The organism is Pseudomonas sp. MM213 (genome assembly GCF_020423045.1).
Classification (GTDB): domain Bacteria; phylum Pseudomonadota; class Gammaproteobacteria; order Pseudomonadales; family Pseudomonadaceae; genus Aquipseudomonas; species Aquipseudomonas migulae.
On sequence record NZ_CP081943.1, the window covers coordinates 2019262 to 2042644 of the forward strand.

The window sequence follows — 23383 nt, forward strand, 5'->3', positions numbered from 1 at the left end:
CGGCTTGCGAGACAAGGCGGCAACGGACATGGCAGCGAGAGCCAGAGCTGGCCCCCGCTGCTTGCAGTCAATGTCAGCGCTTGAGTTTGCGCTTGTTGCGGTATTGGTCGATAACCACTGCGACCACGATGATCAAGCCCTTGATGATGTCCTGGATGTAGGCATCGACCCCGACGAAAGTGAACCCGCTGGCCATCACCCCAAGGATCAGTGCGCCGATGACCGTGCCGGTGATGCGCCCCACCCCGCCCGCCAGGCTGGTGCCGCCGATGACCGCTGCGGCAATCGCATCCAGCTCATAGGACATGCCCATCCCGGCCTGCCCGGTGGCGGCACGGGCCGAAGCCACCACGCCCGCCAGTCCCGCCAGCAACCCGGCGATGCTGTAGACGATGACCAGATGGCGTTTGACGTTAATACCCGACGTACGCGCCGCCTGCATGTTGCCGCCAATGGCGTAGGTGTATTTGCCGTACTTGGTGTAGCGCAGCGCGATGTGGAAGATCACCGCCACCACCAGGAAAATGATCACCGGCATCGCGCCGTGACCGATCGCCGTGTAGGAATCCGACAGCATGCTCACTGGCTGGCCTTCGGTGTAGTAACGCGCCAGGCCACGGGCCGAGACCATCATGCCCAGGGTGGCAATGAACGGAGGAATCCCGGTGATGGCAATGATGCTGCCGTTGATTGCCCCCGCCAACAGCCCGACGCCGAGCCCGACAATCACTGGAATCCACACCGGCAAGTCAGTCAGCGACGGGAATACCGCCCGAGTGAAATCCGAGGTCTGCGCCAGGCTGGCAGCGATCATCGCCGACAAGGCCAGCACCGAGCCCGACGACAGGTCGATGCCGGTGGTGATGATCACCTGGGTCACGCCAATCGCCAGCAGGCCGATGATCGACACTTGCAGGATCATCAACACCAACCGCTGGGAGTTCATCAGGAAGCTCTGGTCGCGCACGATCCAGCCGAACATTTCAAATACCAGGCCGATCCCGATCAGCACCAGGAAGATGCTCAGCTCGGTCGGAAAGCGCCGGCGACTCTTGGCCGGTGCCGCTGCCGGTTTGTTTTCCAGTATCGCGTTCATAGCCACTCACCTTTCTATTGCGTCATCGACGGCGGCCGTAGCCACCACCCGCATCATTAATGAACCGAGGACATGCCCGAGGCCAGTTGCATCACTCGTTCCTGAGTCGCTTCGCTGCGGTCGAGGGTGCCCATCAGTTCGCCCTCGTGCATGACCATCACCCGGTCGCTCATGCCGAGCACTTCCGGCAGTTCCGAGGAAATCATGATCACCGCCATGCCTTCGCCGGCGAGGTAGGAGATGAGTCGGTAAATCTCGGCCTTGGCGCCGACATCGATACCGCGGGTCGGCTCGTCGAGAATCAGGATTCGCGGGTTGGTCATCAGCCAGCGCGCCAACAAGGCCTTCTGCTGATTGCCGCCGGACAAGGTGTCGATGCACTGCTCCAGTGAAGGGGTTTTCACCCGCAGCTTCTTGCACATGTCTTCGCACAACACCCGCAAGGCTTTCTGCTGAATGAAGCCGTGGCCGGCGTAGTGCGGCAGCACCGCCATTTCCATGTTCTCCAGTACCGAAAGGCATGGGAACAGGCCGCTGAGCTTGCGATCCTCGGTCAACAGTGCGAAACCCTTCTCGATCGCCATGTGCGGATCGCTGATGCGCACCACTTCGCCATCGAGGCGAATCTCGCCACTATCGCTCGGGGTAATGCCGAAAATCGCTTCGGCCACGTTGGTCCGTCCGGAGCCCATCAACCCGGCAATGCCAAGGATCTCCCCGGCATGCAGGTCGAAAGAGACGCCTTTGAAGATGCCATCCAGCTTGAGGTCGCGCACCGACAGCAACAGATCGCCAATCGGCTCGTCGCGCACCGGAAACAACTGGCTCAATTCACGACCGACCATCATCGAAATCAGGCTGTCGCTGTCCATGCTGTCGGCCCGCTGCAGGCCTATGTAGGCGCCATCGCGGAACACCGCCACTTCATCGGCGATAGCGAACACTTCGTTCATTTTGTGGGTGATATAGATAATGCCTTTGCCCTGGCTTTTCAGGTCGGCAATGATCGAAAACAGGTGAGCGACCTCCTTGTCGGTGATGGCCGAAGTCGGTTCGTCCATGATCAGGATATCGGAGTCATAGGACACGGCTTTGGCGATCTCGACCATCTGCCGCTCGGCGATGCTCAGGTTGCCGACCAGCTCTTCGGGGTCGAGGTTGATCCGCAGGCGCTCCAGCAATTTCGCCGTGCAGCGGTGCATTTCCCGGTGGTCGATCATGTGGAAGCCGTTGAGCTGCTCACGACCGATCCAGATGTTTTCGGCGATGCTCATGTGCGGCATCAGGTTGAGTTCCTGGTGGATCATTGCGATCCCGGCCTGAAGCGCCGCCAGCGGCGTTTCAAACACCACCGGCTTGCCCCGCAGGCGAAGTTCGCCGGCGTCTGGCTGGTAGATGCCGGCGATGATTTTCATCAGGGTGGACTTGCCGGCGCCATTTTCGCCCATGAGCGCCAGCACGGAACCGGGGCGCACCCGCAGCTGCACATCGGACAACGCCACTACACCGGGAAAACCCTTGCTGACGTTGACGATCTCCAGCAGGTACGGCTCATCGACAGGTGTTGCAGTGGGCTGGGCACCTTTCAAAGGGGTGCTCGAAGCAGTCGCTGAAGCGAACATGATCAGGTACTCCATCAGCAAGGTCGCGCTCGCCACCTTGCGTACTTATTGTTGTTATTGAACGGACGGACTATTTGAACTGGTCAACGTTTTGCGGTGTGATCAGGCGGAACGGCACCCAGACAGCCGACTCGACCGGCTCGTTTTTCGCCATTCTCACTGCAGTATCGATGGAGCCGTCGGCCTGCCCCTTGGCGTCCTGAAACACCGAAGCCGCCAGCGAGCCTTTCTTCACGGCATTCAAACCGTCCGGCGTACCATCGACACCCGCAATCAACACACTGCCTTTTTCGACGCCCGCCTGTTGCAGGGCCATCGCGGCGCCAATGGCCATTTCGTCGTTGTTGGAGACGATCGCGTCAAACTTGCGGCCCTGGGTCAGCCAGTCGTTGACCAGGGTCATGCCTTTATCCCGCAGCCAGATACCGCTCTGCTCTTGCTCGATCTTGATGTTCGGGTATTTGGCCAGTACTTCCTTGACGCCCTTGGTGCGATTGGTGGTGGAGTTGTTCGCGAGGTCGCCCAGCAAAATCACAATATCGCCCTTGCCGCCCATCTTGTCGGCCAGGTACTGCATTTGCATTTCACCGGCCTCCAGGTCGTTGGAAGCGACAGTCACCACACCTTTGGGCAGGTTCAGGTCATCGGGGCGGCGGTTGACATAGACCAGCGGAATACCGGCCTTCACGGCGGCTTCAGTGATTTTTTTGGTTGCGGCCGTATCCACCGGGTTGACCACGATGGCATCGACTTTCTGGCTGATAAAGCTTTCGACCTGGCTCAGTTGCTTGACCACGTCGCTGCGGGCATCTTCGAATTGCAGCTGGACGCCGTCAGGGTATGACTTGGCTTTCTTGTCCATGGATTCACGCAGGTAGGTCAGCCAGGTGTCATCGAACTGGGACATGCTGACGCCGATCTTCACATCGGCCAGCACAGCGCCGCTGGCGACCATCAGGGACAGGGCAAGTGAGGCAAAACGGATCTTGGTCTTCATGAAAAGTCTTTCTCCACATTCTTGTTGGTTTTATGGATGAGGCGTGACGATTTCAGTAAGCGGACAAGCAGGAAAAGTGTTGAAACATAACGCGAGGCAGCTCGCTGGAAATGACTTTATTGGAAAATATTTTCTATATCAACCAATTTTAGAATTTTATTCTGATTTTATTCCATGGCTTTCGAACGGGCTCAACTCCACCGCTTGATGGCGCTTGAAACTCAGCCGCGCGGCGTCTAGCACACGGGTGGTCGCCAGTGCATCACGGGCGTCCACAGGCAGTGGGCCACCGCTCTGCAACGCGGTTTGTAGCTGTAAATAGAACTGATTCCAACAGCCCCGCTCGGAGGGAACCCGTTCGCGCTCTTCGCCCTGTTCGAACCAGCCCCAGCGTCGGTGCTCCTCCACGCCCCAGCGTTCGCCTTCGGTTTTAGGCGAGAGCCCGGCAAGCGCCGACGCCTCCTGCCCGTCCAGACCATCGACGCTGTAACAGCCTTGTGTGCCGGTCACCCGAAAGCGCGGGCCGGGGGTGTTTTGCAGGCAACTGCCACCCAGGTGCGAGGTCACACCGCTGGCGTGAGTCAGGGACATAAAAAAGCCGTTATCGAACGTCTGGCCTTTCTCCAGGTAATCCAGTTCGGCATAGACCCGTGTCACCGGACCGAACAGCAACAACGCCTGATCCACCAGATGGCTGCCCAGATCCCGCAGGAAGCCGCCGCCACTGCCGTTGTTCACCGACTGCGGCGAGTAGCGCTCGATCCGCGACTCAAAACGGGTGACCTGGCCCAGCGCGCCGGACTCGATGAGTTTGCGTACGGTGAGGAAATCCGAATCCCAGCGCCGATTCTGATAGACGCTGAGCCGCACACCCTGGCGCTCGGCCATGGTAATCAGGGTTTGTGCCTGTTGCGCATCGGCAGCGAACGGCTTGTCACTGACCACTGCCACACCGTACTCAATGCCGTCGAGCACCAGTGCCGGGCGGCCCTTGAGTGGTGTCGACACTACCAACACATCGATTCCGGCTTCCACCAATTGGCCGATGCTGTCGAAGGCTGGCACGCCGGGATGCTCCGCGGCCAGCAATTGTCGGCGCTCGGGGGAGCGGGTAACCACGCCCACGAAGGTCGCCGTTGGCAAACTGCTGATCAGCGGAGCATGGAAAAACCGGCCGCCATGGCCGTAACCGACAAGTCCGATGCGCATACACGTATTTCCCCTGAAAGAACGCAAACCCTGTAGGAGCGAGCCTGCTCGCGATGACGGCGGTACATTCCACATTGATGTCGCCTGATACACCGCTATCGCGAGCAGGCTCGCTCCCACAGGGGATAATTGTTAGCCGTAGAAGCGGGGGCGATCAGGGAGTGCGACGTTGACGATCGCCCCGCTGTTTTGCGCTTCGATGCACGCATCAGCGGCGACAGCGGCAGCAAAGCCATCCCACGCCGAAGGCCCACCCACCTGCCCGGCCCTTACACCATCAATGAACGCCTGCAACTCGACGTCGTACGCCGCGATGAAGCGATCCTTCCAGTCCATCAGAATCGCGTTGGACAACTTCGCCCCGCTACGCAATTGAACCTGGGACGGCTCCGGCAGTTTCGCGATGCCGGTCTCCCCCACTACTTCGCACTGGATGTCGTAGCCGTACTGGCAATTGACGAAAACTTCCACGTCGATGCGCGTGCCCTTGGCGGTTTCCAGCAGAACGATCTGCGGGTCTTTCAAATGCGCGAGGGCCTTGCTGCTTTTGCGCGGGAACACCACCTGCACCGAAACATAATCGTCGTCGAGCAACCAGCGCAGCACGTCCAGCTCATGGATCAGCGTGTCGGTGATCGCCATGTCAGTCTTGTAGTTCTCGCCCACCGTGGGGTTACGGTGAGCGCAATGCAGCATCAACGGTTCGCCGATCTGGCCACTGTCGATCACTGATTTCAACGCGCGATACCCTTCATCGTACGGACGCATGAAACCGACCTGCACCAGCCGCTTGCCATGGGCCACTTCGGCCTCGACGATCTTGCGGCAGCCTTCGGCGGTGACCGCCAGCGGTTTCTCGCAGAACACCGGTTTGCCCGCGGCAATCGCTGCCAATACGAACGCTTCGTGGCTCGGCCCCCAGGAGGTGACGAGGATCGCTTCGACTTCCGGCGCCTTGATCAGCGCATGACCGTCGGGATAGACCTCGGCAGTCAGTTTCAGATCGGAAACGACCTTGGCCGCTTGCTGCAAATTGATGTCGGTGACCGCGACCACCTGACTGTTGAGCAAGGTCTGGCTGCAACGACGGATGTGGTCCTGGCCGATGGCCCCGGTGCCGATGACGCCAAGCTTCAAAGACATATAAACACTCCTGTTTGTTCGTTTCAGGGCAATCAGTACTGACGGGCCTTGGCCAGTCGTTCGTTCAGGGTCTTGGCCACCGCATCGGTGCGGGCGCTGGTGGAGACTTGCGCCACGCCGACCCGCCACCAGGACAGGTAGCCGTGAATCATGGTTTTGGGCAGGACCTTGATATCGATCAGGGTCGACACGGTCTGCAAGCGCGCATCCGCCAACGCGGCGTGCAACTCTTCAACGGTGTTCACTTTGTAGGTCTTGCAGCCATAGGCCGCCGCGCTCATGGCGAAATCCACCGGCACGAAACCGCCGTCGAGCTTGCCGGTTTGCGGGTTGCGGTAACGGAACTCGGTAGCGAAGCTGTCCATGCCGTTGCCCATCTGCAGGTTGTTGATGCAGCCGAAGGTCATGTTGTCGAGCAGCACCACGTTGATCTTGCGCCGCTCCTGAATCGAGGTCGCCAATTCCGAGTGCAACATCATGTAGGAGCCATCGCCCACCAGCGCATAGACCTCGCGCTCAGGCTCGGCGAGTTTCACCCCCAATGCGGCATTGATCTCATAGCCCATGCACGAATATCCGTACTCGACGTGATAGGTGTTCACGCCTTTGCTGCGCCAGCTGCGCTGCAAGTCACCCGGCAGGCTGCCGGCGGCGGCAACGATCACCGCGTCATCCGCGAGGGTTTCATTGAGCACGCCGAGTACGCGGCTCTGGGTCAGGCACGAGCCGGTCAACTCGATGAATTCGCGCAACACTGCCGGGTCCAGGTGATCGTTGATTTCCGGGGTGAAGTCCTGGGTCTGGTATTCGATCTGATAAAGGCGATCGACTTCCTCATCCAGCTGCGCCCTGGCCTGACGGGGTTGATCACCCCAATCGGAGCGGTAGTCGCCCAGCGCTTCCGCCAGTGCCCGCAAACCGGTTCGGGCGTCCGCCAGCAGTTGTACGCCGTCGAGTTTCAGGGCGTCGCACGGGCTGATATTGAGGTTGAGGAATTGCACTTCAGGATGCTGGAACAAGGACTTCGACGCGGTAGTGAAGTCGCTGTAACGAGTGCCGATACCAATGATCAGATCTGCATCCCTGGCCAACAGGTTTGCCGCCAAACAGCCAGTCTCACCGATGCCGCCGACGTTCAGGGCATGGCTGGAGACCACCGCGCTTTTGCCGGCCTGGGTTTCGGCAAAGGGAATATCGAAGCGCTCGGCAAAGGCCTGTAACGCCGCGTTGGCGCCAGAGTATTTCACCCCGCCGCCGCAGATGATCAGCGGTTTGCGCTTGCCTTTGAACAACGCCACGGCATCGTCGAGCATCGCTTCGGTCGCCGGACGGCGCTCGATGCGGTGCACGCGTTTTTGCAGGAAGTAATCGGGGTAGTCGTAGGCTTCGGCTTGCACATCTTGCGGCAAGGCCAGGGTTACGGCACCGGTTTCAGCGGGGTTGGTGAGCACGCGCATGGCGTGAATTGCGGCGGTCATCAGTTGCTCGGGACGGTTGATGCGATCCCAGTATTTGCTCACGGCCTTGAACGCATCGTTGGTGCTGATGCTCAGGTCGTGGAACTGCTCGATCTGTTGCAGCACCGGGTCTGGCTGACGGCAGGCGTAGACATCACCCGGCAACAACAGCAAGGGAATGCGGTTGGCTGTCGCGGTGGCGGCAGCGGTCAGCATGTTCGCCGCGCCAGGCCCCACCGACGAAGTACAGGCGTAGATCTTGCGTCGCAGATGCTGCTTGGCGAACCCGATGGCGGCGTGGGTCATGCCTTGTTCGTTGCGGCCCTGATGGACGATCAGGTCGCCGCTGTCCTGCTCCAGGGCTTGCCCCAGACCCAGCACGTTGCCGTGGCCGAAGATGGTAAATATCCCGGCGACGAATTTGCTCTGAACCCCATCGACCTCGATGTACTGGTTATCGAGGAATTTCACCAGGGCCTGGGCCATGGTCAGTCTTGTAGTGGTCATATCTGATCCTTCAATACACGAAGAAACCCTTGTGGGAGCGAGCCTGCTCGCGAAAGCGTTGTGTCAGGCGACATCAATATTGATTGTGCCGCCGCTTCGCGAGCAGGCTCGCTCCCACATTTGAACCGCGTTGGCCTCAGCCCAGGGATTTTTGCAGGTGATCCATGCTCGCGCCGATCGCCTGCTCGATATCCACCAGCCCATGCACGCTGTCGGCAAACGGTTCGAACGACAGGTAGCCGCTGTAGCCGCTGCCGAGCAAGGTCTCGATCTGCACCGCGTTGCCGAGAATGTCGCCCTTGCCCACCAGCACCCGATGGCCATCGCGGATGGTCGCCAACGGCGCTTCGGAATCCTCGACGCCGGAGATGTGCACCAGCCCGGTCAACTCAGGGAAAAACTCCTGTTCACCGGCCAGGTGATGATGAAAGGTGTCGTGCACCAGACGGAACACATCCAGCCCGCCGATGGCCTTGATCGCATCGACCGCCGTGCGTTTGCGCCGCAGCGAACATTCTTCGAAGCCCAGCGGTTCGATGAAACCGAGGATGCCGTGATCGCGCAGGATCGGCGCCAGCTGACTCAACGCCGTGCGCAGGCCCGAAGCGCGTTCGGCCTCGCTGCGCGGATCGGCCCGGTCGTTCAACGGGCACATGACCAACCCTTGCGCGCCGCAATCACGTGCGTAAGCGGCGAGTTTCAACGCCTGCGCACGGCGTTCGTCATTCCACACATCAAACGGATACAACGCGTTGATCGACAGCACGGTGACGCCTTGGGCCGCACACAACTCCCGGACGTGCCCGGGCGCGGTCCCATCCTCGATCTCGATGCCCTTGAGGTCGTTGCGGATCTCAATGGCGTCGGCCTTGAGGGTCACCGCCAACTCGATGAACGCAGGCAGGCACAAGCGTGGGGCGACCATACGGTTCAAGGCGAAACGCAGCGGCTTGCTCATTATTGTTGTTCTCCGCACAGGTGAATTATTTAGCCGTCGGCATGCTGAATTCAGGGCCCTTGGCGATGCTGTCGGGCCAGCGCTGCATCACGCTTTTATAGCGGCTGTAGAAGCGGATGCCTTCTTCGCCGTAGGCATGGTGGTCGCCGAACAGCGAGCGCTTCCAGCCGCCGAACGAATGCCAGGCCATGGGTACCGGAATCGGCACGTTGATGCCGACCATGCCAACCTTGATGCTGCGCGCAAAGGCACGGGCAATCCCGCCGTCGCTGGTAAAACACGACACGCCGTTGCCGAACTCATGTGCGTTGATCAGGGCCACGGCACTGGCGAAATCCGGCACGCGAACGATGCCCAGCACCGGCCCGAAAATTTCCTGCTGGTAGATGCTCATCCCGGTCGTGACGTTGTCGAACAGCGTCGCGCCGACAAAGAAGCCATTCTCGGCACCCGGCACCTTGAAGTTGCGCCCGTCAACGATCAGATGCGCGCCCTGGGCCACGCCCTGATCGATGAAGCCTTCAACCTTGGCCTTGTGTTCGGCGGTCACCAATGGCCCCATGTCGGTGTCACCCTGCAGGCCATTGCCGACTTTCAACTGATCGATACGCGGCAACAATTTGGCAATCAGTCGGTCACCGACATCACCGACTGCCACGGCAATCGAAATCGCCATGCAGCGCTCACCGGCCGAACCATAAGCGGCGCCGATCAGGGCATCCGCCGCTTGATCCAGATCCGCATCGGGCATGACGATCATGTGGTTCTTCGCCCCGCCCAGCGCCTGTACACGCTTGCCACGCGAGGTCGCCTGCTGGTGGATGTACTCGGCGATCGGCGTTGAACCGACAAACGAAATCGCTTCGATGTCCGGGTGTTGCAGCAAGGCGTCGACCGCCGTCTTGTCCCCCTGGACCACGTTGAACACACCGTCCGGCAAGCCGGCTTCGGTCAGCAGGCGAGCCATCAGCAAACTGGCGGAAGGATCGCGCTCGGACGGCTTGAGGATGAAGCAGTTACCGGTGACCAGCGCCAGCGGGATCATCCACAGCGGCACCATCACCGGGAAGTTGAACGGCGTGACCCCGGCGCAAACACCGAGCGGCTGACGCAGGTTCCAGTTGTCGATGCCGCCGCCGATGTTGTCGCTGAACTCGGTTTTCAGCAGGTTCGGTGCACCGCAGGCGTATTCGACGATTTCGATGCCGCGGGTGACTTCACCCTTGGCGTCGGAAAAGACCTTGCCGTGTTCGCGGCTGATGATTTCTGCCAGCTCATCGTGATGGCGGTCGAGCAGCTCCTTGAACTTGAACATCACCCGCGAACGCCGCAGGGACGATTGCTCCGACCAGGCCGGGAAGGCTTTCAGGGCCGAGGCGACAGCCTGTTCCACGGTCTTCTGGCTGGCCAGCGCGACCCGCGCCTGAACGCTGCCGGTGGCCGGGTTGAAGACGTTGCTGAACCTTTCACTGCCGCTGTCTTGCACCTGACCATCGATGTAATGACCTACAACCTGGGCGTCGCTCATTGTGCTTGTTCTCCGTGCAGAGGTTGGAATTCAGAGATCCAGCAGCCAGCTGTGCTGCGGATCGTTATGGAATTGCCAGACGCGTTTCGGGCCCGCCATCACGTTCAGGTAATACGACTCGTAGCCGTACGGCACACTGACCGGGTGATAACCCTTGGGCACGACCACAAGGTCGCTGTTTTCCACGGCCATGGCCTGATCGATGCTGCGATCGTCGGTGTAGACCCGTTGGAACACGAAGCCCTGGGGCGGGTTGATCTGGTGGTAATAGGTTTCTTCGAGAAAGCTCTGGTGCGGCAGGTCGTCGGTGTCGTGCTTGTGCGGCGGGTAGCTCGACGAGTGCCCCGAAGGCGTGCGCACTTCCACCACCAGCAGCGAATGGGCCGGCTCGGTGTCCGGCAGAATGTCGCAGACGTAGCGGGTATTGGCGCCCTTGCCGCGCACGCTGCGTTTCATGGTCTCGGGTTTGATCAGCCGTGGGCCGAGGTTCTCGGTTGGCGCACCGGGCGCCGCGCAAACGGCAATCTGCACATCACTCAACGCAACAATCCGAGCCTGACTGCCGGGCGGCAAGTACGCGGCGAACGGGGATTTGTCTTCAAACACCGACTGGCGATCCCCAAGGTTGTCCCAGTCGAACACGCCCTGCCCCGGCGTTTCACCCTTGATGCCGACCCGGCCGCTGAGCAGCACCAGGCACAGCTCCTTGTCACCGGCAGAGACCGGCAGGGTTTCGCCGAGGCTCAAGCGGTAAGCGGCGAAACCGACGTATTCAAGTTCACCTTTGCCCAACTCGACCATGGTCCGGCCACGGGCATTGCTTTTGACCAGCAGGCTCATCGTGTCGTCCTCTCGTCGAGCAGCGCACGCAAGGTGTCGAAGCCTTTTTTGGCATAGACGTAACTCGGGGCCACCGCCGGGTCCTGCTCGGCCTCGACCACCAGCCAGCCCTGGTAATCGGCCGCCAGCAGCACGTCGAGCAGTTCGGCGAAGTCGATGTCGCCATCTCCCGGCACGGTGAAGGTGCCGTTGATGATGCAGTCCGGGAAGCTCCACAGATTGTTGCGCGCCAACTGCACTACCGGTTTGCGCACGTCCTTGAAATGCACGTGGCAAATGCGTGAGACGTGTTTGCGCAGCACCTGCAAGGGTTCACCGCCCCCCATGTAGCAATGACCCGAATCGAACAGCAGGCCAACTTCACTGCCGGTCAACGCCATCAGGGTGTCGATGTCCGACGGGGATTCGACGTAGGCGCCCATATGGTGGTGATACGCCAGACGTACACCCTGCGACAGGGTGAAGCGCGCCAGCTCGGTCAGTTTGTCAGCGTATTCCTGCCACGCCTGTTTGGTGTGAAAACGCGGGCGCTCGACCAGAGGAATACGTTGCCCTTGAATGGAATCGGCGACTTCACCGTAAACCAGCACCTTGGCGCCGTTCTTCGCCAGCAGCTCGACATGGCTGGCAATGGCGTCGATTTCCTCGGCCACGGAGCGGCGTGCCAGGCGACTGGAATACCAGCCGGACACCAGCGCCAGGTCATACGGGCGCAGCACATCGCCAACGCCTTTGGCGTCCTTGGGGAATTTGCCGTTGAGTTCGAAGCCTTCGTAGCCGATCTCCTTGCCTTCGCCGAGGGCGGTGCTCAGCGGCGTCTCGCCACCGAGGGACGGCAGGTCGTCGTTGCTCCAGGAGATCGGGTTGATGCCAATTCGGATAGCGGGCATGGCTGCACCTTTTATTGTTTTCTGAATTTCCGTTGAATCTGAGGCCGCCTTCGCGGGCAAGCCTCGCTCCTGCGGGAAGCTACGGTGATCTGTAGGAGCGAGGCTTGCCCGCGAACAACGATAACGCGGTGTCGCGTCAAGCGCGGGCGGTGCGCCAGGCATCGATCAATTCGACAAACGTGCCCTGCACCTGTCGAATCAGCGCCTCGTCGTCGATTTCCCCGGCCAGCCACGCACGGCTTGGCTCCTGGAAAATAGTTCGCCCCACGGCAAAACCGCGACAGGTCCGGCTCTGGCTCGCCTGTTGAAAGCCTTCGGCCAATGTCGCCGCCGGGGCATTCAAGCCCAGCAACACAACGCCTCGGCAGTACGGATCGCGCTCCTGGATCAGCTCGTCGAGTTGCTTCCATTCCTCGGCGCTCTGGGCTTCGATCTTCCACCACGCCGGGTAGATGCCCAGGTTGTAGAGGCGCTTGAGCGCGCGATACAACACGTCCGGGTGCGTCGAGGGATGATCCTTGGGCGGGATGATTTCCAGCAGCAGTTCATGACCGCTGACTTGCGACGCCTGGTACAAACCCTTGATCTGCGCTTCCTGCTCCAGGCGTAGCATTGGCTCGTCGTCCGGGTGAAATTGCACCAGGCATTTGATGATTTGCTCTTGCGGCCAGGCAATCAGGTTGCTGCCGATCGAACGCCCGTGTTCGAAGGCCAGTGGACGGGAGTTTTGTATCTCGACCGGCCGCGCCACCCACCAGCCACGACCGGTGGCCGCGTTCAGCGAGTCCTGGCCGAAACGCTGGTCCGCCAGCAGCCCGACATCGGCCTCGATGCCCTGCTCGCGCAAATCGCGTTCGACCCGTTCCACGGCTTTGATAAAGAGCTGTTTGAGTTCGCTGATGACGCCGAGGTCGCGACCGCCCTTTTGCGCCAGTTCCACCAGTTGCCAGCGATGGTCGAAGGCAAAGATGAACAGTTGCTTCCACGGCTTACGCGACACACTGACCTGATGCAGGCGTTGCAACGTGGCGTCCTGATCCGGCCGGGTAATCGGCACCGGACTGTTGAACAGATAATCGAGCTCGGCACGGGTCGGCATCGCCGGGGCGCAGGCATGGCGTGACACCACCAGGCCACCGCAGGCATTGGCCAACCGGCAGCAATGCTCGTCGCTGGCATCCTCCAGCCAACCGCTGAGGAAGCCGGCCATAAAGGCATCACCGGCCCCTAGTACGTTCAGCACTTCGACCCGCACGCCGGGATAAATCGCGCCATCTTCCAGACGCTCCGGGATCACCCCGTGAATCACCGTGCAGCCTTGCGGGCCGAGCTTGACCACCAGGGTCGCGTCGCTCAATCGACGGACGTTGCGCAGCGCGGTGAGCAAGTCCTCGGAACCACCGGCAATCAGAAACTCTTCTTCGGTGCCGACAATAAGATCGAAACGCGGGAGGATTTTCTGCACATGCTGACTGACGTTCTGGTCGGCAATGAACCGGGTTTCGCCATCGGCCTTGCCGGCAAGCCCCCACAGGACCGGGCGGTAGTCGATGTCCAGAACCCGTTTGACGTTGTGTTTTTCGGCATAGTCCAGCGCCTGGATGCTCGCCTTGTAGACGCCGTCGGTGGAGAAATGCGTGCCGGTGATCAGCAAGGCTTTGCTGGAGGCGATAAAGGCTTCGCTGATGTCTTCGGCCCGTAGCGCCATGTCGGCGCAGTTTTCGCGATAGAACACCAAAGGAAAGGTCTCGCGGTCCTTGAGGCCGAGCAACACCATCGCCGTCAGGTGCTCCGGATCAACGTTGATACCGCTGGTGTCGCAGCCTTCGCGGGCCAGGGATTCGACCAGGAAACGCCCCATGTGGTCGTCCCCTACCCGGCTCAGCATCGCCGACTTGAGTCCCAACCGGGCAGTGCCGAAAGCGATGTTGGCGGACGATCCACCGAGGTATTTGGCGAAGCTGCTCACATCCTCCAACCGCGCCCCGACTTGCTGCGCATAGAGGTCGACACCCAGTCGCCCCAGGCAAATCAGATCCAATTGGCGTCCACTGGCAAAACGAGTCTGGCCCATGCTGGCTCCTGTTATTTTTATCAGCCTGTGTTCAGGACGATGACCGTGCCGAACACTCTTGGTGGATGCAGACTAAAACGACCGGGACCGAATAATCAATAATTATTCCAAATAATTTTTACGTGGAATATTTTTTCCAATAAGCTTCATTACAAGCACTCCAGACGCGGTGCATCGTTTCAGCAAGCCTCACACTACTGCAAGCTCATGATTTTGTTCGGGCCTACCCTGTAGACTGCGCACAGCCAACCTATTGTCCTGGGACGCGGTGAAACATCGTCGCTAGTAAGAACAAGCCAAGAACAAGCCAGAAGGATTCCTTATGTCCCGCACCGATCAGCCGGATACGACCGAGAGCACGCCCGAGAGCGATCTTGTCAGCCCCCCGATCAATGCCGAGCGCCTGCTGCAGCTGATCACCAATGAATACGAAAGCCTGCCGCGCCAGCTCAAACGCATTGCCAGTTACATGAGCCAGCAGAGCGACCGGATCATGGTCGACCGCATCAGCGACATCGCTCGCGAGTGCGAAGTGCACCCGTCGGCCATCGTGCGGTTTTCCCAGCGTTTCGGCTTCAGCGGTTTCAGCGAAATGCAGGCATTGTTCCGCGAGGCGTATACCCACAAAACCACGCCGGTACAGAACTACCAGCAGCGCATTCGCAGCATGATCGCCAACAAGTCACAGAAAGCCAGCGGCGGCGACCTGGCGCGCGAGTGCATCGACGCGACCCTGTCGGGCATCGAGCGACTGGGGCTGGAACTCGATGACCAGGCCTTCGACAAGGCCGTGGACCTGGTGGTCAACGCCGACAACATCTACGTGGTCGGCGTGCGTCGTTCGTTCGCGGTAGCCGATTACCTGGTCTACAACCTGCAACACACCAACAAGCGCATTCATTTGGTGTCTGGGCTCGGCGGCAGCTACCGCGAGCAGATGCGCAGCGTGCGCGCCAATGACCTGGTGATCGCCATCAGCTTCACGCCATACGGCAAGGAAACCCAGCACTGCCTGCGCATCGCCCAGCATCATCAGGCGAAAACCCTGATCATCACCGACAGCAATCTCTCGCCCCTGGCCAAGCGCGCCAACACCCTGCTGCTGGTCAACGAAGGCAGTTCGTTTGCGTTCCGTTCATTGAGTGCGACCCTGTGCCTGTGCCAGGCGCTGTTTATCGCCGTGGCCTATCGACTGGAGTTGAAGGTCGATGAGATTCACGAACAGGTCGGGTTCGACGACTGACCCGGACACGGGTATTACGGCTGCGCGTACGGCGACTCAGCGATCACGTGTAAATATTTATTCTAAAAATTGAAACAAGAGAATATTTATTCTATAAATTGGATCTCTGAAAACAAGAATCCAAAGGATCCTGTCATGCGCGAACTCGGAATCGGACTTATCGGCACGGGTTTCATGGGCCGTGCCCATGCCCTGGCCTTTCGCAACGTCAGTGCGGCATTCGAACTGCCCTTCACGCTTCGCCTCGCCGCCCTGGCCGACGCCGATCCCGTTCGTGCACAAGCTTGCGCCACTGCCTGGGGCTTTGAGCAGGCCCATGGCGACTGGCAGCAATTGATCGATGACCCCAAGGTCAACCTGATCGCCATCACCACCCCCAACCATCTGCACTACCCGATGGCCATGGCCGCTCTTGCCGCCGGCAAGGCCGTATACTGCGAAAAACCGCTGGCGGTAAACCTTGAACAGGCGAATGCCATGCACGTGGCGGCCAAGGATGCCGGCGTGGTCACCCGTGTCGGCTACAACTACCAGCACAACCCGATCATTGGCCTGGCACGTGAGTTGATTCTGAGCGGCGAGCTCGGCGAGATCATCAGTTTTCAAGGCGAATTCAGCGAAGATTTCATGGCCGATCCAGCGTCCCCCTGGTCGTGGCGCTGTGAGGCCGGGCATGCCGGCGGGGCATTGGCGGATCTGGGCAGCCATTTGCTCGCCATGGCGCGCCATCTGCTGGGTAATGTCGAAGCGGTGTGCGCCGATTCCCAGACCGTGCACCGCCAGCGCCCGGTCACGGCCGGTAGCCAGGATCAACGCAGCATTGCTGTCGACGATCACGCCCATGCCTTGCTGCGCTTTGCCAGCGGCGCCCGTGGCACCTTCAGCAGCAGTTGGCTCAAGCACGGCTACAAGAATCATCTGAGCTTCGAGATCAGCGGTACCCGAGGCACCCTGGCGTTCGATCAGGAGCGTTTGAATGAGTTACGCCTGTGCCGCGCCGGCCAGGACGGTTTCCAACGTTTACTCGCCGGACCGGACTTGCCCGGTTACGCAGCGTTCAGTCCAGCGCCGGGGCATCAGTTGGGCTACAACGAGTTGAAGACGCTGGAAGTGCATGAGCTGATCATGGCCTTGGCCGGCCACGGACAAGCCGGCACCGATTTCGAGCAAGCCTTTGAAGTGGAGCGACTGGCGACGGCGATTCGACTGGCGGCGCGGGAACAGCGCTGGGTCAACATCAGCGAGGTCTGATCGCAATAGGCGTTGAAGAACGCCAATTCCTGTGGGAGCGAGCCGGCTCGCTCCCACAAATGTTCTGCGGGGTGCGGGTGTTTTGCGACCGGCGCAGACAATCACCCGCGCTAAACTCCGACATCATCAAACTTTCCCCGCCAATCGCTCCGGCCACCTTCACGCCAGCATCAAGCCCCCCGGATGATCAGGACTGCTGCCCAATCCTGTCAGCGTGGATAATCCTGCGACTCATGGGCTTTCACCGAACCACGAGGCACTATTCCTCGTGGACCTCAGACTCATTACTGGCCAACGAACGTCCCTCACATGATCAACGAGAACAAAGGCATACAGTCCGTCGAGCGCGCGATGATGATCCTTGAAACCATCGCAGCGGCGGAGGGCGAAATCCGCTTGGTGGACCTTGCGGCGCAATCCGGACTGCACAAGAGCACCTTGCACGGCCTGCTCAATACACTGGCCGCCATGGGCTACATTGCCCGCCGTGGCACCCACTATGCGTTGGGTTTGCGCCTGCGCGAAATCGCTCAACCGTTGAACGACGCCGATCCGTTGCTGCGTGAAGCCTTTGCCCCTGCGCTGCGCACGCTGGCCGAACGCAGTGGCGAAACCTGTTTCCTCGCAGCGCCCTGTGGCACCCGCGAATACCTCTACATGGATGCCCTGGAAGGCAGCGGCAACTTGCGTGTTGCAAGCCCGCGCGGGCGTCGCGCCGGGCTGACCACCTCGGCCATCGGTAAAATATTCCTGGCCTTTGACGAGGACCTGCGGCGCAGCCTGCGTCGAGCGGACTTGCTACCTGCGGAACTGGAAATCGAGTTGGCCGGTATCGTCACCCATGGCTACGCGTTAGACCTTGAAGAAGCCGAGCCGGGGCTTAACTGCGTCGCCCTGCCCCTGCGCTTGCAAGGTCGCGTGGTGGCGGCGCTCGGTGTTGCCGCGCCCGCCTCACGCCTGCCCAAGACAGCGTTGTGCACGTTGGCGAACCACGCCATGCGCGAAATGTTCGACATGCTCAAACTTTAACCGCCAATGGCCTGGGGCATATTCCCTTGAAAAGCAATCGTCGGGATCATCGCGTTCCTGTCGTTTTATTCAATGGAGTCCCGAATGTTTGAGCAATTGTCCCAGCAGGTCATTAACCGTGCACAAGCGCAGGCGCGTGATCAGGGTTTCGCCGTCTGCATCAGCGTGGTCGACGATGCCGGACTTCTGCGCCATTTCGTGCGCATGGATGACGCTGTGCCAGGCGCCATCGATGTTTCGCTGAAAAAAGCACGCACGGCGGCGTTGTTTCGCACCGACAGCGCCGAACTGGGTATGGAAGCGCAACCGGGCGGAGCCATTTACTCGCTGGAGGCTACCAACGGCGGCCTGATCAGCTTTGGCGGTGGCGTGGTGCTGCGTGATGAACACGGCAAGGTCATCGGCGCCGTTGGCGTTGCCGGGGCGACCGTCGAGGCGGATCAGGTGATTGCCCTGCAGGCAGCGGGTCGCCCATGAATCCGACCACGCAACGTATTCACCCTGGCGTGGTGGCGCTGGCGGTGACCGCTTTCGCTATCGGAATGGCCGAGTTCATTGTCGTCGGCATTCTCCCGGCTATCGCCTCTGACCTCGACATCCCACTGGCGCGTGCGGGGAGCCTGGTCGGGCTGTACGCGTTGGCCCTGGCACTGGGCACGCCGCTGACCGTTCTGGCACTGGCGCGCCTGCCGCGCAAACCGGTGCTGCTGGCGTTGATTGCGTTGTTTCTGGGCGGGAATCTGCTGGCAGCGCTCTCCACCGATTACCCTTGGTTACTGGCAGGACGCATCATCACCGCGCTTGCTCATGGCAGTTTTTTTGCCATCGGTGCCACCGTCGCCGCCAGCCTGGCGCCAAAGGGACAGGCAAGCAAAGCCATTGCAGTGATGTTCGCCGGCCTGACGCTGGCGATGGTCATCGGTGTGCCGATTGGCAGCATCCTGGGTAACGCAATGGGGTGGCGGCTGCCGTTTTATGCGGTCGCGCTGCTGGCCGCCCTGGCCTTGATAGCCAGTGCGCGGTGGTTGCCGAACGTGCCGACACCGTCGTCGGGCAAAGCTCTCACTCAGTTGGCGGCACTCAGGCACCCGGCCATTCTGGCGATGATGGCCGTGACCGTATTGGGTTTTGGTTCAAGCTTTGCCGCCTTCACCTTTATCACCCCGATCCTCACCGACATCAGCGGCTTTTCCACCGCGACCGCCAGTTTGTTGTTGGTCGTGTTCGGCGTTGCGACCCTGGTCGGCAATCTGGTCGGGGGCCGACTCGCGGCCTCGATGGGCTGGCAATCGGCGCTGCGAATGATCTTTGTGCTACTGACACTCGTGCTGGCGGCGGTCGCACTGCTGTTGCCCTATCCACTGCCGATGGTAGTGATGCTGTTTTTCTGGGGCGCGCTGGCGTTCGGTCTCTCTCCCGCCGCCCAGGCCGGCATGCTGGCCACCGCCGAACGCTATACCCCGCACGCCGTGGCGTTCGCTTCGGCGCTGAACATTTCGGCCTTCAACCTGGGTATCGCCTTGGGCGAAACCAGCGGCAGTGCCCTGGTCGCCAATGGGCAAATGGCTCTCACGCCCTGGGCCGGTGTCGTGACCGTGATCCTTGCGCAGTTGCCGCTGATCTGGCTGCTGTCGCTCAACCGAAAAGACTCGCTTGAGCACCGAGCCGAAATCTGCAACCCCTGAGCAACCCCCAATGCTGATCAATCACATGGGAACGGCGATGAGCAATATCGCCGTCCCGTGTGCAGCGGTGGCGGCGATCACGCCGTAGCGCATGCGGACGAAAGCACAGACCAGCCCCTCCAGCAACGTGAACAGTAGAATCGGCCAGCCAATCCGGGTGACGCTCAGTGCCAGAAACGAATGGCAGGCCGAGAAGGCGACAGCGCTGATCAAGGCGGCTCGTATCGCAGAGGTGTGGTGTTCGAGGTGACCTTGCAGGAACCCGCGAAACAGCACTTCTTCCAAGGCATTCCCGCCGTAGGCCAGCACGACCATGCCCATCAACCAGGGCCAGTAGCCGGCTATTTCGCCTACACCGATGCCTTGATAGAGCCGCAGCGGAACGCCGATCGCACACCCGGCAGCAACACCCAGCGCAAGCCCTGCGGCCAGATTGCCCTGCTTCCAGACGACGAGTTGCCAAAGCTGTGGGGCGATCCTTGCCAGCGCGGCGACGATCGCCAACGACAGTGCACCCAGCACGGCCAGGACAAACGGATTCGCAACAAAGCCGATCTGCACATCGCCACTCAGGGACCATAAACGCAGCGGTGTCATCACATCGCGCAGCAGGACGAAGGTCAGCAGCAGGATCGCAATACGCAAACCGGGTTGCGTCTTCGGCGTCAACCAGAACCAGAGAGCACAGAGGCTAAAACCGGGCAGCAGATAAGTGCCGTAATCGATCAGTAGCGAAAGTCCCTCTTCAATCATGTGTCTGTCCGTTGGCGTCGAGGCGAGTGCCGGGTTATAGCATCCACTTCAGAAGAATGTGAGTGGCAATCCAGGGAGACGCCGCGGCCACGCCCAATCCGAACACCAGGAAAGCGGACAGATAAACCGCAAAAAACCGAATCAGCGCCCGCCTCGACATCACCCGCCTCCAGAAACATTGAAATGCTCAAACCGGCTTAATGGCTTGGACGTGCGGCCATTTGCACAGTTCAATGTTCCGCGAGGCCGTGCAAACAGCAGAAGCGCCGATCAAACAGCGATTGGAGACGGTGTCGGGGGTAGATATTCAACTGAAGGGCGACGTGGCGGGTTTTGCGATTGATCGGCGGATCAGCGGGGCTTGCGCGAGTGATGTGCTGAAATCGCTGTGTGACAACTATCGGGACAAGCTTGTGTGCCGCAATGAACCGGGGCGAACCCTCATCGAACGTAAACCCTGAAAATTACTGCGCAAAACAATGTGGGAGCTAGCCTGCTGGCGATGGCGGACTGTCAATCAACAGTGATGTTGAATGTTCAGCCGCCATCGCCAGCAGGCTAGCTCCCACAGGGATTGCTGTTAACCCGACAACCGGGTCAACAGCACTTTGGCCCGGCCTTGCTTCCGTAACGCGCTTCCTGGCGTTCCCGGAAGAACACCTCGTAACTCATCACCGGTTTGTCCGGATGTTTGGTCTGCATATGCTCGACGTAAGTATCGTAGTCGGGCATGCCGACCATCAGGCGCGCGGCCTGACCGAGGTATTTACCGAGGCGACTCAGGTCATTGAACATGCTGCACTCCTCGATCACGCATTCGGCAGGGCCTGGAATGGCGCTTCTTTATCCGTGCGCTCCTTGGTTCCCCACGCGGCAATGCCGACCTTGAGGGCAAAGAACAGGATGCTGAACACCACCAACAGGAACAGCGCGGTCAACGTCGCATTGGTGTAGGCGTTGTAGATCACGTGCTGCATCTGCTCGATGCTCTTGGCCGGGGCGAGTACCTGACCGTTGGCCAAGGCATCGCTGTACTTCTTGGCCAGCGCGAGGAAGCCGATGGCCGGGTTGGCGTCGAACAGCTTGATGAAACCGGCGGTGGTGGTGCAGATCAGCAGCCAGACCGCTGGCAGCATGGTCACCCAGACGTAGCGCTGGCGTTTCATTTTGATCAGCACAACCGTCGCCAACATCAGCGCGATACCGGCCAGCATCTGGTTGGAGATGCCGAACAGCGGCCACAAGGTGTTGATGCCACCCAGCGGATCGATCACGCCTTGATAGAGCAAGTAACCCCACATCGCCACACAACCGGCGGTGGCGATCAAGTTGGCGGTCCAGGATTCGGTGCGTTTCAGCGCCGGCACGAAGGAGCCGAGCAAATCCTGCAACATGAAGCGACCGGCACGGGTACCGGCATCGACTGCGGTCAGGATGAACAGCGCTTCAAACAGGATCGCAAAGTGGTACCAGAACGCCATGGTGTTTTCACCCGGCAGGACGTGGTGCAGGATCTGCGCGATACCGACCGCCAGGGTCGGTGCACCGCCGGCACGGGCCAGGATGGTGGTTTCACCGATGTCCTTGGCCACTGCTTGCAGCGCTTCCGGGGTAATTGCAAAGCCCCAGCTGCTGACGGTCTGCGCAACCGAAACAGCATCCGCGCCGACAATCGCCGCTGGGCTGTTCATGGCGAAATACACGCCCGGATCGATCACCGATGCCGCAACCATGGCCATGATGGCGACGAAGGATTCCATCAGCATGCCGCCGTAACCGATGTAGCGGGCATGACCTTCACTGGCGAGCAGCTTCGGCGTGGTGCCGGAAGCGATCAGCGAGTGGAAACCCGATACCGCGCCACAGGCAATGGTGATGAACAGGAACGGGAACATACCGCCCTTCCACACCGGACCGGTGCCATCGATGAACTGGGTCAGTGCCGGCATTCTCAGCTCGGGCATGGTGATCAGAATGCCGATCGCCAATGCCACAATGGTGCCGATTTTCAGGAACGTGGAGAGGTAGTCACGCGGTGCCAGAATCAGCCACACCGGCAGTACCGCGGCAACGAAACCGTAGCCGATCAGCATCCAGGTGATTTGAATGCCGGTGAAGGTGAGCGCCTTGGCCCAGACCGGGTCAGCGGCAATCTGCCCGCCCAGCCAGATCGAGCCCAGCAGCAGGAACACGCCGATGATCGAGATTTCACCGATGCGACCCGGACGGATGTAGCGCATGTAGATGCCCATGAACATCGCGATCGGGATGGTCGCCATCACGGTGAACATGCCCCAAGGGCTTTCGGCCAGGGCTTTGACCACGATCAGCGCCAGCACCGCGAGGATGATGATCATGATCAGGAAGCAGCCGAACAGCGCGATGGTGCCGGGGATGCGGCCCATTTCTTCACGGACCATATCGCCCAGGGAACGACCGTTGCGGCGGGTGGACATGAACAGGACCATGAAGTCCTGAACCGCACCGGCCAGCACCACACCGGCGATCAGCCAAAGTGTGCCGGGCAAGTAGCCCATCTGCGCCGCCAACACCGGACCGACCAGCGGACCTGCGCCGGCGATGGCTGCGAAGTGGTGACCGAAGAGTACGTGTTTGTTGGTCGGAACGTAGTCCAGACCATCGTTATTGAGTACGGCGGGAGTGGCTCGATTGGGGTCCAGTTGCATCACCTTGTTGGCGATGAACAGGCTGTAGTAGCGGTATGCGACGAGGTAGATGGCGACGGCTGCGACTACGATCCAGAGGGCGTTGATCGCTTCGCCGCGGCGCAGGGCCACGACACTCAGCGCAAACGCTCCCAGAACAGCCACGGCAAACCAGGCGAGGTGTTTAGCCAGACGGGGCATAGCGTGTCTCCTGCCGACAGCTTGTGACTGCGGCGGTAATTTTTATAATTGTGTCCGCTGTGCGGAGCTGGCCCAATATCCGCGCATGCCGTCTACAAATAAATCCGCGTTACTACGTACGCGCTCTCTACGTAGTTCTACGTAGAAACCGCAAAACCTGTAGGAGCCGGCTTGCTGGCGATCCAGGCGACGCGGTGTATCAGTCACGCCGCCATCGCCAGCAAGCCGGCTACT

The 23383-nt window shown here is 60.3% G+C and carries 20 protein-coding genes; 6 read left to right on the plus strand and 14 right to left on the minus strand.

The genetic code is table 11. The features are described from left to right. Positions 1-73 precede the first annotated feature (73 nt). The 11 genes from K5R88_RS09135 to K5R88_RS09185 form a co-directional block, all read right to left on the minus strand. A complete protein-coding gene (locus tag K5R88_RS09135) occupies positions 74-1096 on the minus strand; it encodes an ABC transporter permease (protein ID WP_008039101.1) in 1023 nt (340 codons plus the stop codon). A 56-nt stretch (positions 1097-1152) separates the two neighbouring features. After that, a complete protein-coding gene (locus tag K5R88_RS09140; RefSeq protein WP_008039108.1) occupies positions 1153-2718 on the minus strand; it encodes a sugar ABC transporter ATP-binding protein in 1566 nt (521 codons plus the stop codon). A gap of 70 nt (positions 2719-2788) precedes the next feature. Beyond that, positions 2789-3715 (minus strand): sugar ABC transporter substrate-binding protein, encoded by a 927-nt coding sequence (locus tag K5R88_RS09145; RefSeq protein ID WP_008039109.1) that lies wholly within the window; start codon positions 3713-3715, stop codon positions 2789-2791. A gap of 156 nt (positions 3716-3871) precedes the next feature. Next, complete coding sequence (locus tag K5R88_RS09150; protein WP_192228358.1) at positions 3872-4924, minus strand: Gfo/Idh/MocA family protein; 1053 nt, start codon at positions 4922-4924, stop codon at positions 3872-3874. 132 nt (positions 4925-5056) lie between these two features. Further along, positions 5057-6067 carry a Gfo/Idh/MocA family protein gene (locus K5R88_RS09155; RefSeq protein WP_223449423.1) on the minus strand — a complete coding sequence of 337 codons (1011 nt, stop codon included), beginning with the start codon at positions 6065-6067 and terminating at the stop codon, positions 5057-5059. Between the two features lie 32 nt (positions 6068-6099). After that, entirely contained in the window at positions 6100-8031 is a 1932-nt protein-coding gene (iolD, locus tag K5R88_RS09160) for a 3D-(3,5/4)-trihydroxycyclohexane-1,2-dione acylhydrolase (decyclizing) (RefSeq protein WP_226299811.1), read from the minus strand. A gap of 136 nt (positions 8032-8167) precedes the next feature. Then, complete coding sequence (locus tag K5R88_RS09165; protein ID WP_226299812.1) at positions 8168-8989, minus strand: TIM barrel protein; 822 nt, start codon at positions 8987-8989, stop codon at positions 8168-8170. A 25-nt stretch (positions 8990-9014) separates the two neighbouring features. Further along, positions 9015-10517, minus strand: a complete 1503-nt coding sequence (locus K5R88_RS09170) for a CoA-acylating methylmalonate-semialdehyde dehydrogenase (protein ID WP_226299813.1) — start codon at positions 10515-10517, stop codon at positions 9015-9017. A gap of 30 nt (positions 10518-10547) precedes the next feature. Next, positions 10548-11357: a 5-deoxy-glucuronate isomerase gene (iolB, locus tag K5R88_RS09175; protein ID WP_226299814.1), complete on the minus strand. Its 810-nt coding sequence runs from the start codon at positions 11355-11357 to the stop codon at positions 10548-10550. Beyond that, positions 11354-12247: a myo-inosose-2 dehydratase gene (iolE, locus tag K5R88_RS09180; protein ID WP_226299815.1), complete on the minus strand. Its 894-nt coding sequence runs from the start codon at positions 12245-12247 to the stop codon at positions 11354-11356. Before iolE ends, iolB begins: the two co-directional genes overlap by 4 nt. A gap of 136 nt (positions 12248-12383) precedes the next feature. Next, on the minus strand, positions 12384-14321 hold the full coding sequence (locus K5R88_RS09185; protein ID WP_226299816.1) for a bifunctional 5-dehydro-2-deoxygluconokinase/5-dehydro-2-deoxyphosphogluconate aldolase: 1938 nt from the start codon (positions 14319-14321) through the stop codon (positions 12384-12386). Positions 14322-14643: 322 nt separating this feature from the next. Between K5R88_RS09185 and K5R88_RS09190 the strand changes: the two genes are divergently transcribed. From K5R88_RS09190 to K5R88_RS09210, 5 genes are all read left to right on the plus strand, one after another. Continuing rightward, entirely contained in the window at positions 14644-15564 is a 921-nt protein-coding gene (locus K5R88_RS09190) for a MurR/RpiR family transcriptional regulator (RefSeq protein WP_008039123.1), read from the plus strand. A 135-nt stretch (positions 15565-15699) separates the two neighbouring features. Continuing rightward, complete coding sequence (locus tag K5R88_RS09195; RefSeq protein WP_192228363.1) at positions 15700-16815, plus strand: Gfo/Idh/MocA family protein; 1116 nt, start codon at positions 15700-15702, stop codon at positions 16813-16815. 309 nt (positions 16816-17124) lie between these two features. Continuing rightward, on the plus strand, positions 17125-17844 hold the full coding sequence (locus K5R88_RS09200; RefSeq protein ID WP_226299817.1) for an IclR family transcriptional regulator: 720 nt from the start codon (positions 17125-17127) through the stop codon (positions 17842-17844). An 84-nt stretch (positions 17845-17928) separates the two neighbouring features. Continuing rightward, positions 17929-18321: a GlcG/HbpS family heme-binding protein gene (locus K5R88_RS09205; RefSeq protein WP_008039127.1), complete on the plus strand. Its 393-nt coding sequence runs from the start codon at positions 17929-17931 to the stop codon at positions 18319-18321. Further along, a complete protein-coding gene (locus K5R88_RS09210; RefSeq protein WP_226299818.1) occupies positions 18318-19529 on the plus strand; it encodes an MFS transporter in 1212 nt (403 codons plus the stop codon). The genes K5R88_RS09205 and K5R88_RS09210 overlap by 4 nt, the downstream gene beginning before the upstream one ends. A 21-nt stretch (positions 19530-19550) precedes the next feature. On the opposite strand, the gene K5R88_RS09215 is transcribed toward K5R88_RS09210, so the two are convergent. Further along, on the minus strand, positions 19551-20282 hold the full coding sequence (locus tag K5R88_RS09215; protein ID WP_226299819.1) for a CPBP family intramembrane glutamic endopeptidase: 732 nt from the start codon (positions 20280-20282) through the stop codon (positions 19551-19553). A 233-nt stretch (positions 20283-20515) separates the two neighbouring features. Here K5R88_RS09215 and K5R88_RS09220 point away from each other — a divergent pair, with 233 nt between their 5' ends. Next, entirely contained in the window at positions 20516-20743 is a 228-nt protein-coding gene (locus K5R88_RS09220) for a hypothetical protein (protein ID WP_226299820.1), read from the plus strand. A 136-nt stretch (positions 20744-20879) separates the two neighbouring features. Here K5R88_RS09220 and K5R88_RS09225 read toward each other — a convergent pair whose 3' ends face one another. Then, the gene (locus K5R88_RS09225) at positions 20880-21077 is read right to left on the minus strand and encodes a YbdD/YjiX family protein (RefSeq protein WP_007900300.1); all 198 of its coding nucleotides are present in this window, start codon (positions 21075-21077) and stop codon (positions 20880-20882) included. Positions 21078-21091: 14 nt separating this feature from the next. After that, positions 21092-23149: a carbon starvation CstA family protein gene (locus K5R88_RS09230; RefSeq protein ID WP_226299821.1), complete on the minus strand. Its 2058-nt coding sequence runs from the start codon at positions 23147-23149 to the stop codon at positions 21092-21094. Between the last annotated feature and the right edge of the window lie 234 nt (positions 23150-23383).

Excerpts from the sequence above, each read along its gene's own strand:
- iolE (WP_226299815.1), bottom strand. The coding sequence starts at position 12,247 with ATGCCCGCTATCCGAATTGGCATCAACCCGATCTCCTGGAGCAACGAC.
- K5R88_RS09155 (WP_223449423.1), bottom strand. The coding sequence starts at position 6,067 with ATGTCTTTGAAGCTTGGCGTCATCGGCACCGGGGCCATCGGCCAGGAC.
- K5R88_RS09140 (WP_008039108.1), bottom strand. The coding sequence starts at position 2,718 with ATGTTCGCTTCAGCGACTGCTTCGAGCACCCCTTTGAAAGGTGCCCAG.
- iolD (WP_226299811.1), bottom strand. The coding sequence starts at position 8,031 with ATGACCACTACAAGACTGACCATGGCCCAGGCCCTGGTGAAATTCCTC.
- K5R88_RS09170 (WP_226299813.1), bottom strand. The coding sequence starts at position 10,517 with ATGAGCGACGCCCAGGTTGTAGGTCATTACATCGATGGTCAGGTGCAA.
- K5R88_RS09195 (WP_192228363.1), top strand. The coding sequence starts at position 15,700 with ATGCGCGAACTCGGAATCGGACTTATCGGCACGGGTTTCATGGGCCGT.
- K5R88_RS09185 (WP_226299816.1), bottom strand. The coding sequence starts at position 14,321 with ATGGGCCAGACTCGTTTTGCCAGTGGACGCCAATTGGATCTGATTTGC.
- K5R88_RS09220 (WP_226299820.1), top strand. The coding sequence starts at position 20,516 with ATGTTCCGCGAGGCCGTGCAAACAGCAGAAGCGCCGATCAAACAGCGA.
- K5R88_RS09190 (WP_008039123.1), top strand. The coding sequence starts at position 14,644 with ATGTCCCGCACCGATCAGCCGGATACGACCGAGAGCACGCCCGAGAGC.
- K5R88_RS09150 (WP_192228358.1), bottom strand. The coding sequence starts at position 4,924 with ATGCGCATCGGACTTGTCGGTTACGGCCATGGCGGCCGGTTTTTCCAT.
- K5R88_RS09230 (WP_226299821.1), bottom strand. The coding sequence starts at position 23,149 with ATGCCCCGTCTGGCTAAACACCTCGCCTGGTTTGCCGTGGCTGTTCTG.
- K5R88_RS09205 (WP_008039127.1), top strand. The coding sequence starts at position 17,929 with ATGTTTGAGCAATTGTCCCAGCAGGTCATTAACCGTGCACAAGCGCAG.
- K5R88_RS09215 (WP_226299819.1), bottom strand. The coding sequence starts at position 20,282 with ATGATTGAAGAGGGACTTTCGCTACTGATCGATTACGGCACTTATCTG.
- iolB (WP_226299814.1), bottom strand. The coding sequence starts at position 11,357 with ATGAGCCTGCTGGTCAAAAGCAATGCCCGTGGCCGGACCATGGTCGAG.
- K5R88_RS09210 (WP_226299818.1), top strand. The coding sequence starts at position 18,318 with ATGAATCCGACCACGCAACGTATTCACCCTGGCGTGGTGGCGCTGGCG.
- K5R88_RS09165 (WP_226299812.1), bottom strand. The coding sequence starts at position 8,989 with ATGAGCAAGCCGCTGCGTTTCGCCTTGAACCGTATGGTCGCCCCACGC.
- K5R88_RS09145 (WP_008039109.1), bottom strand. The coding sequence starts at position 3,715 with ATGAAGACCAAGATCCGTTTTGCCTCACTTGCCCTGTCCCTGATGGTC.
- K5R88_RS09135 (WP_008039101.1), bottom strand. The coding sequence starts at position 1,096 with ATGAACGCGATACTGGAAAACAAACCGGCAGCGGCACCGGCCAAGAGT.
- K5R88_RS09200 (WP_226299817.1), top strand. The coding sequence starts at position 17,125 with ATGATCAACGAGAACAAAGGCATACAGTCCGTCGAGCGCGCGATGATG.
- K5R88_RS09225 (WP_007900300.1), bottom strand. The coding sequence starts at position 21,077 with ATGTTCAATGACCTGAGTCGCCTCGGTAAATACCTCGGTCAGGCCGCG.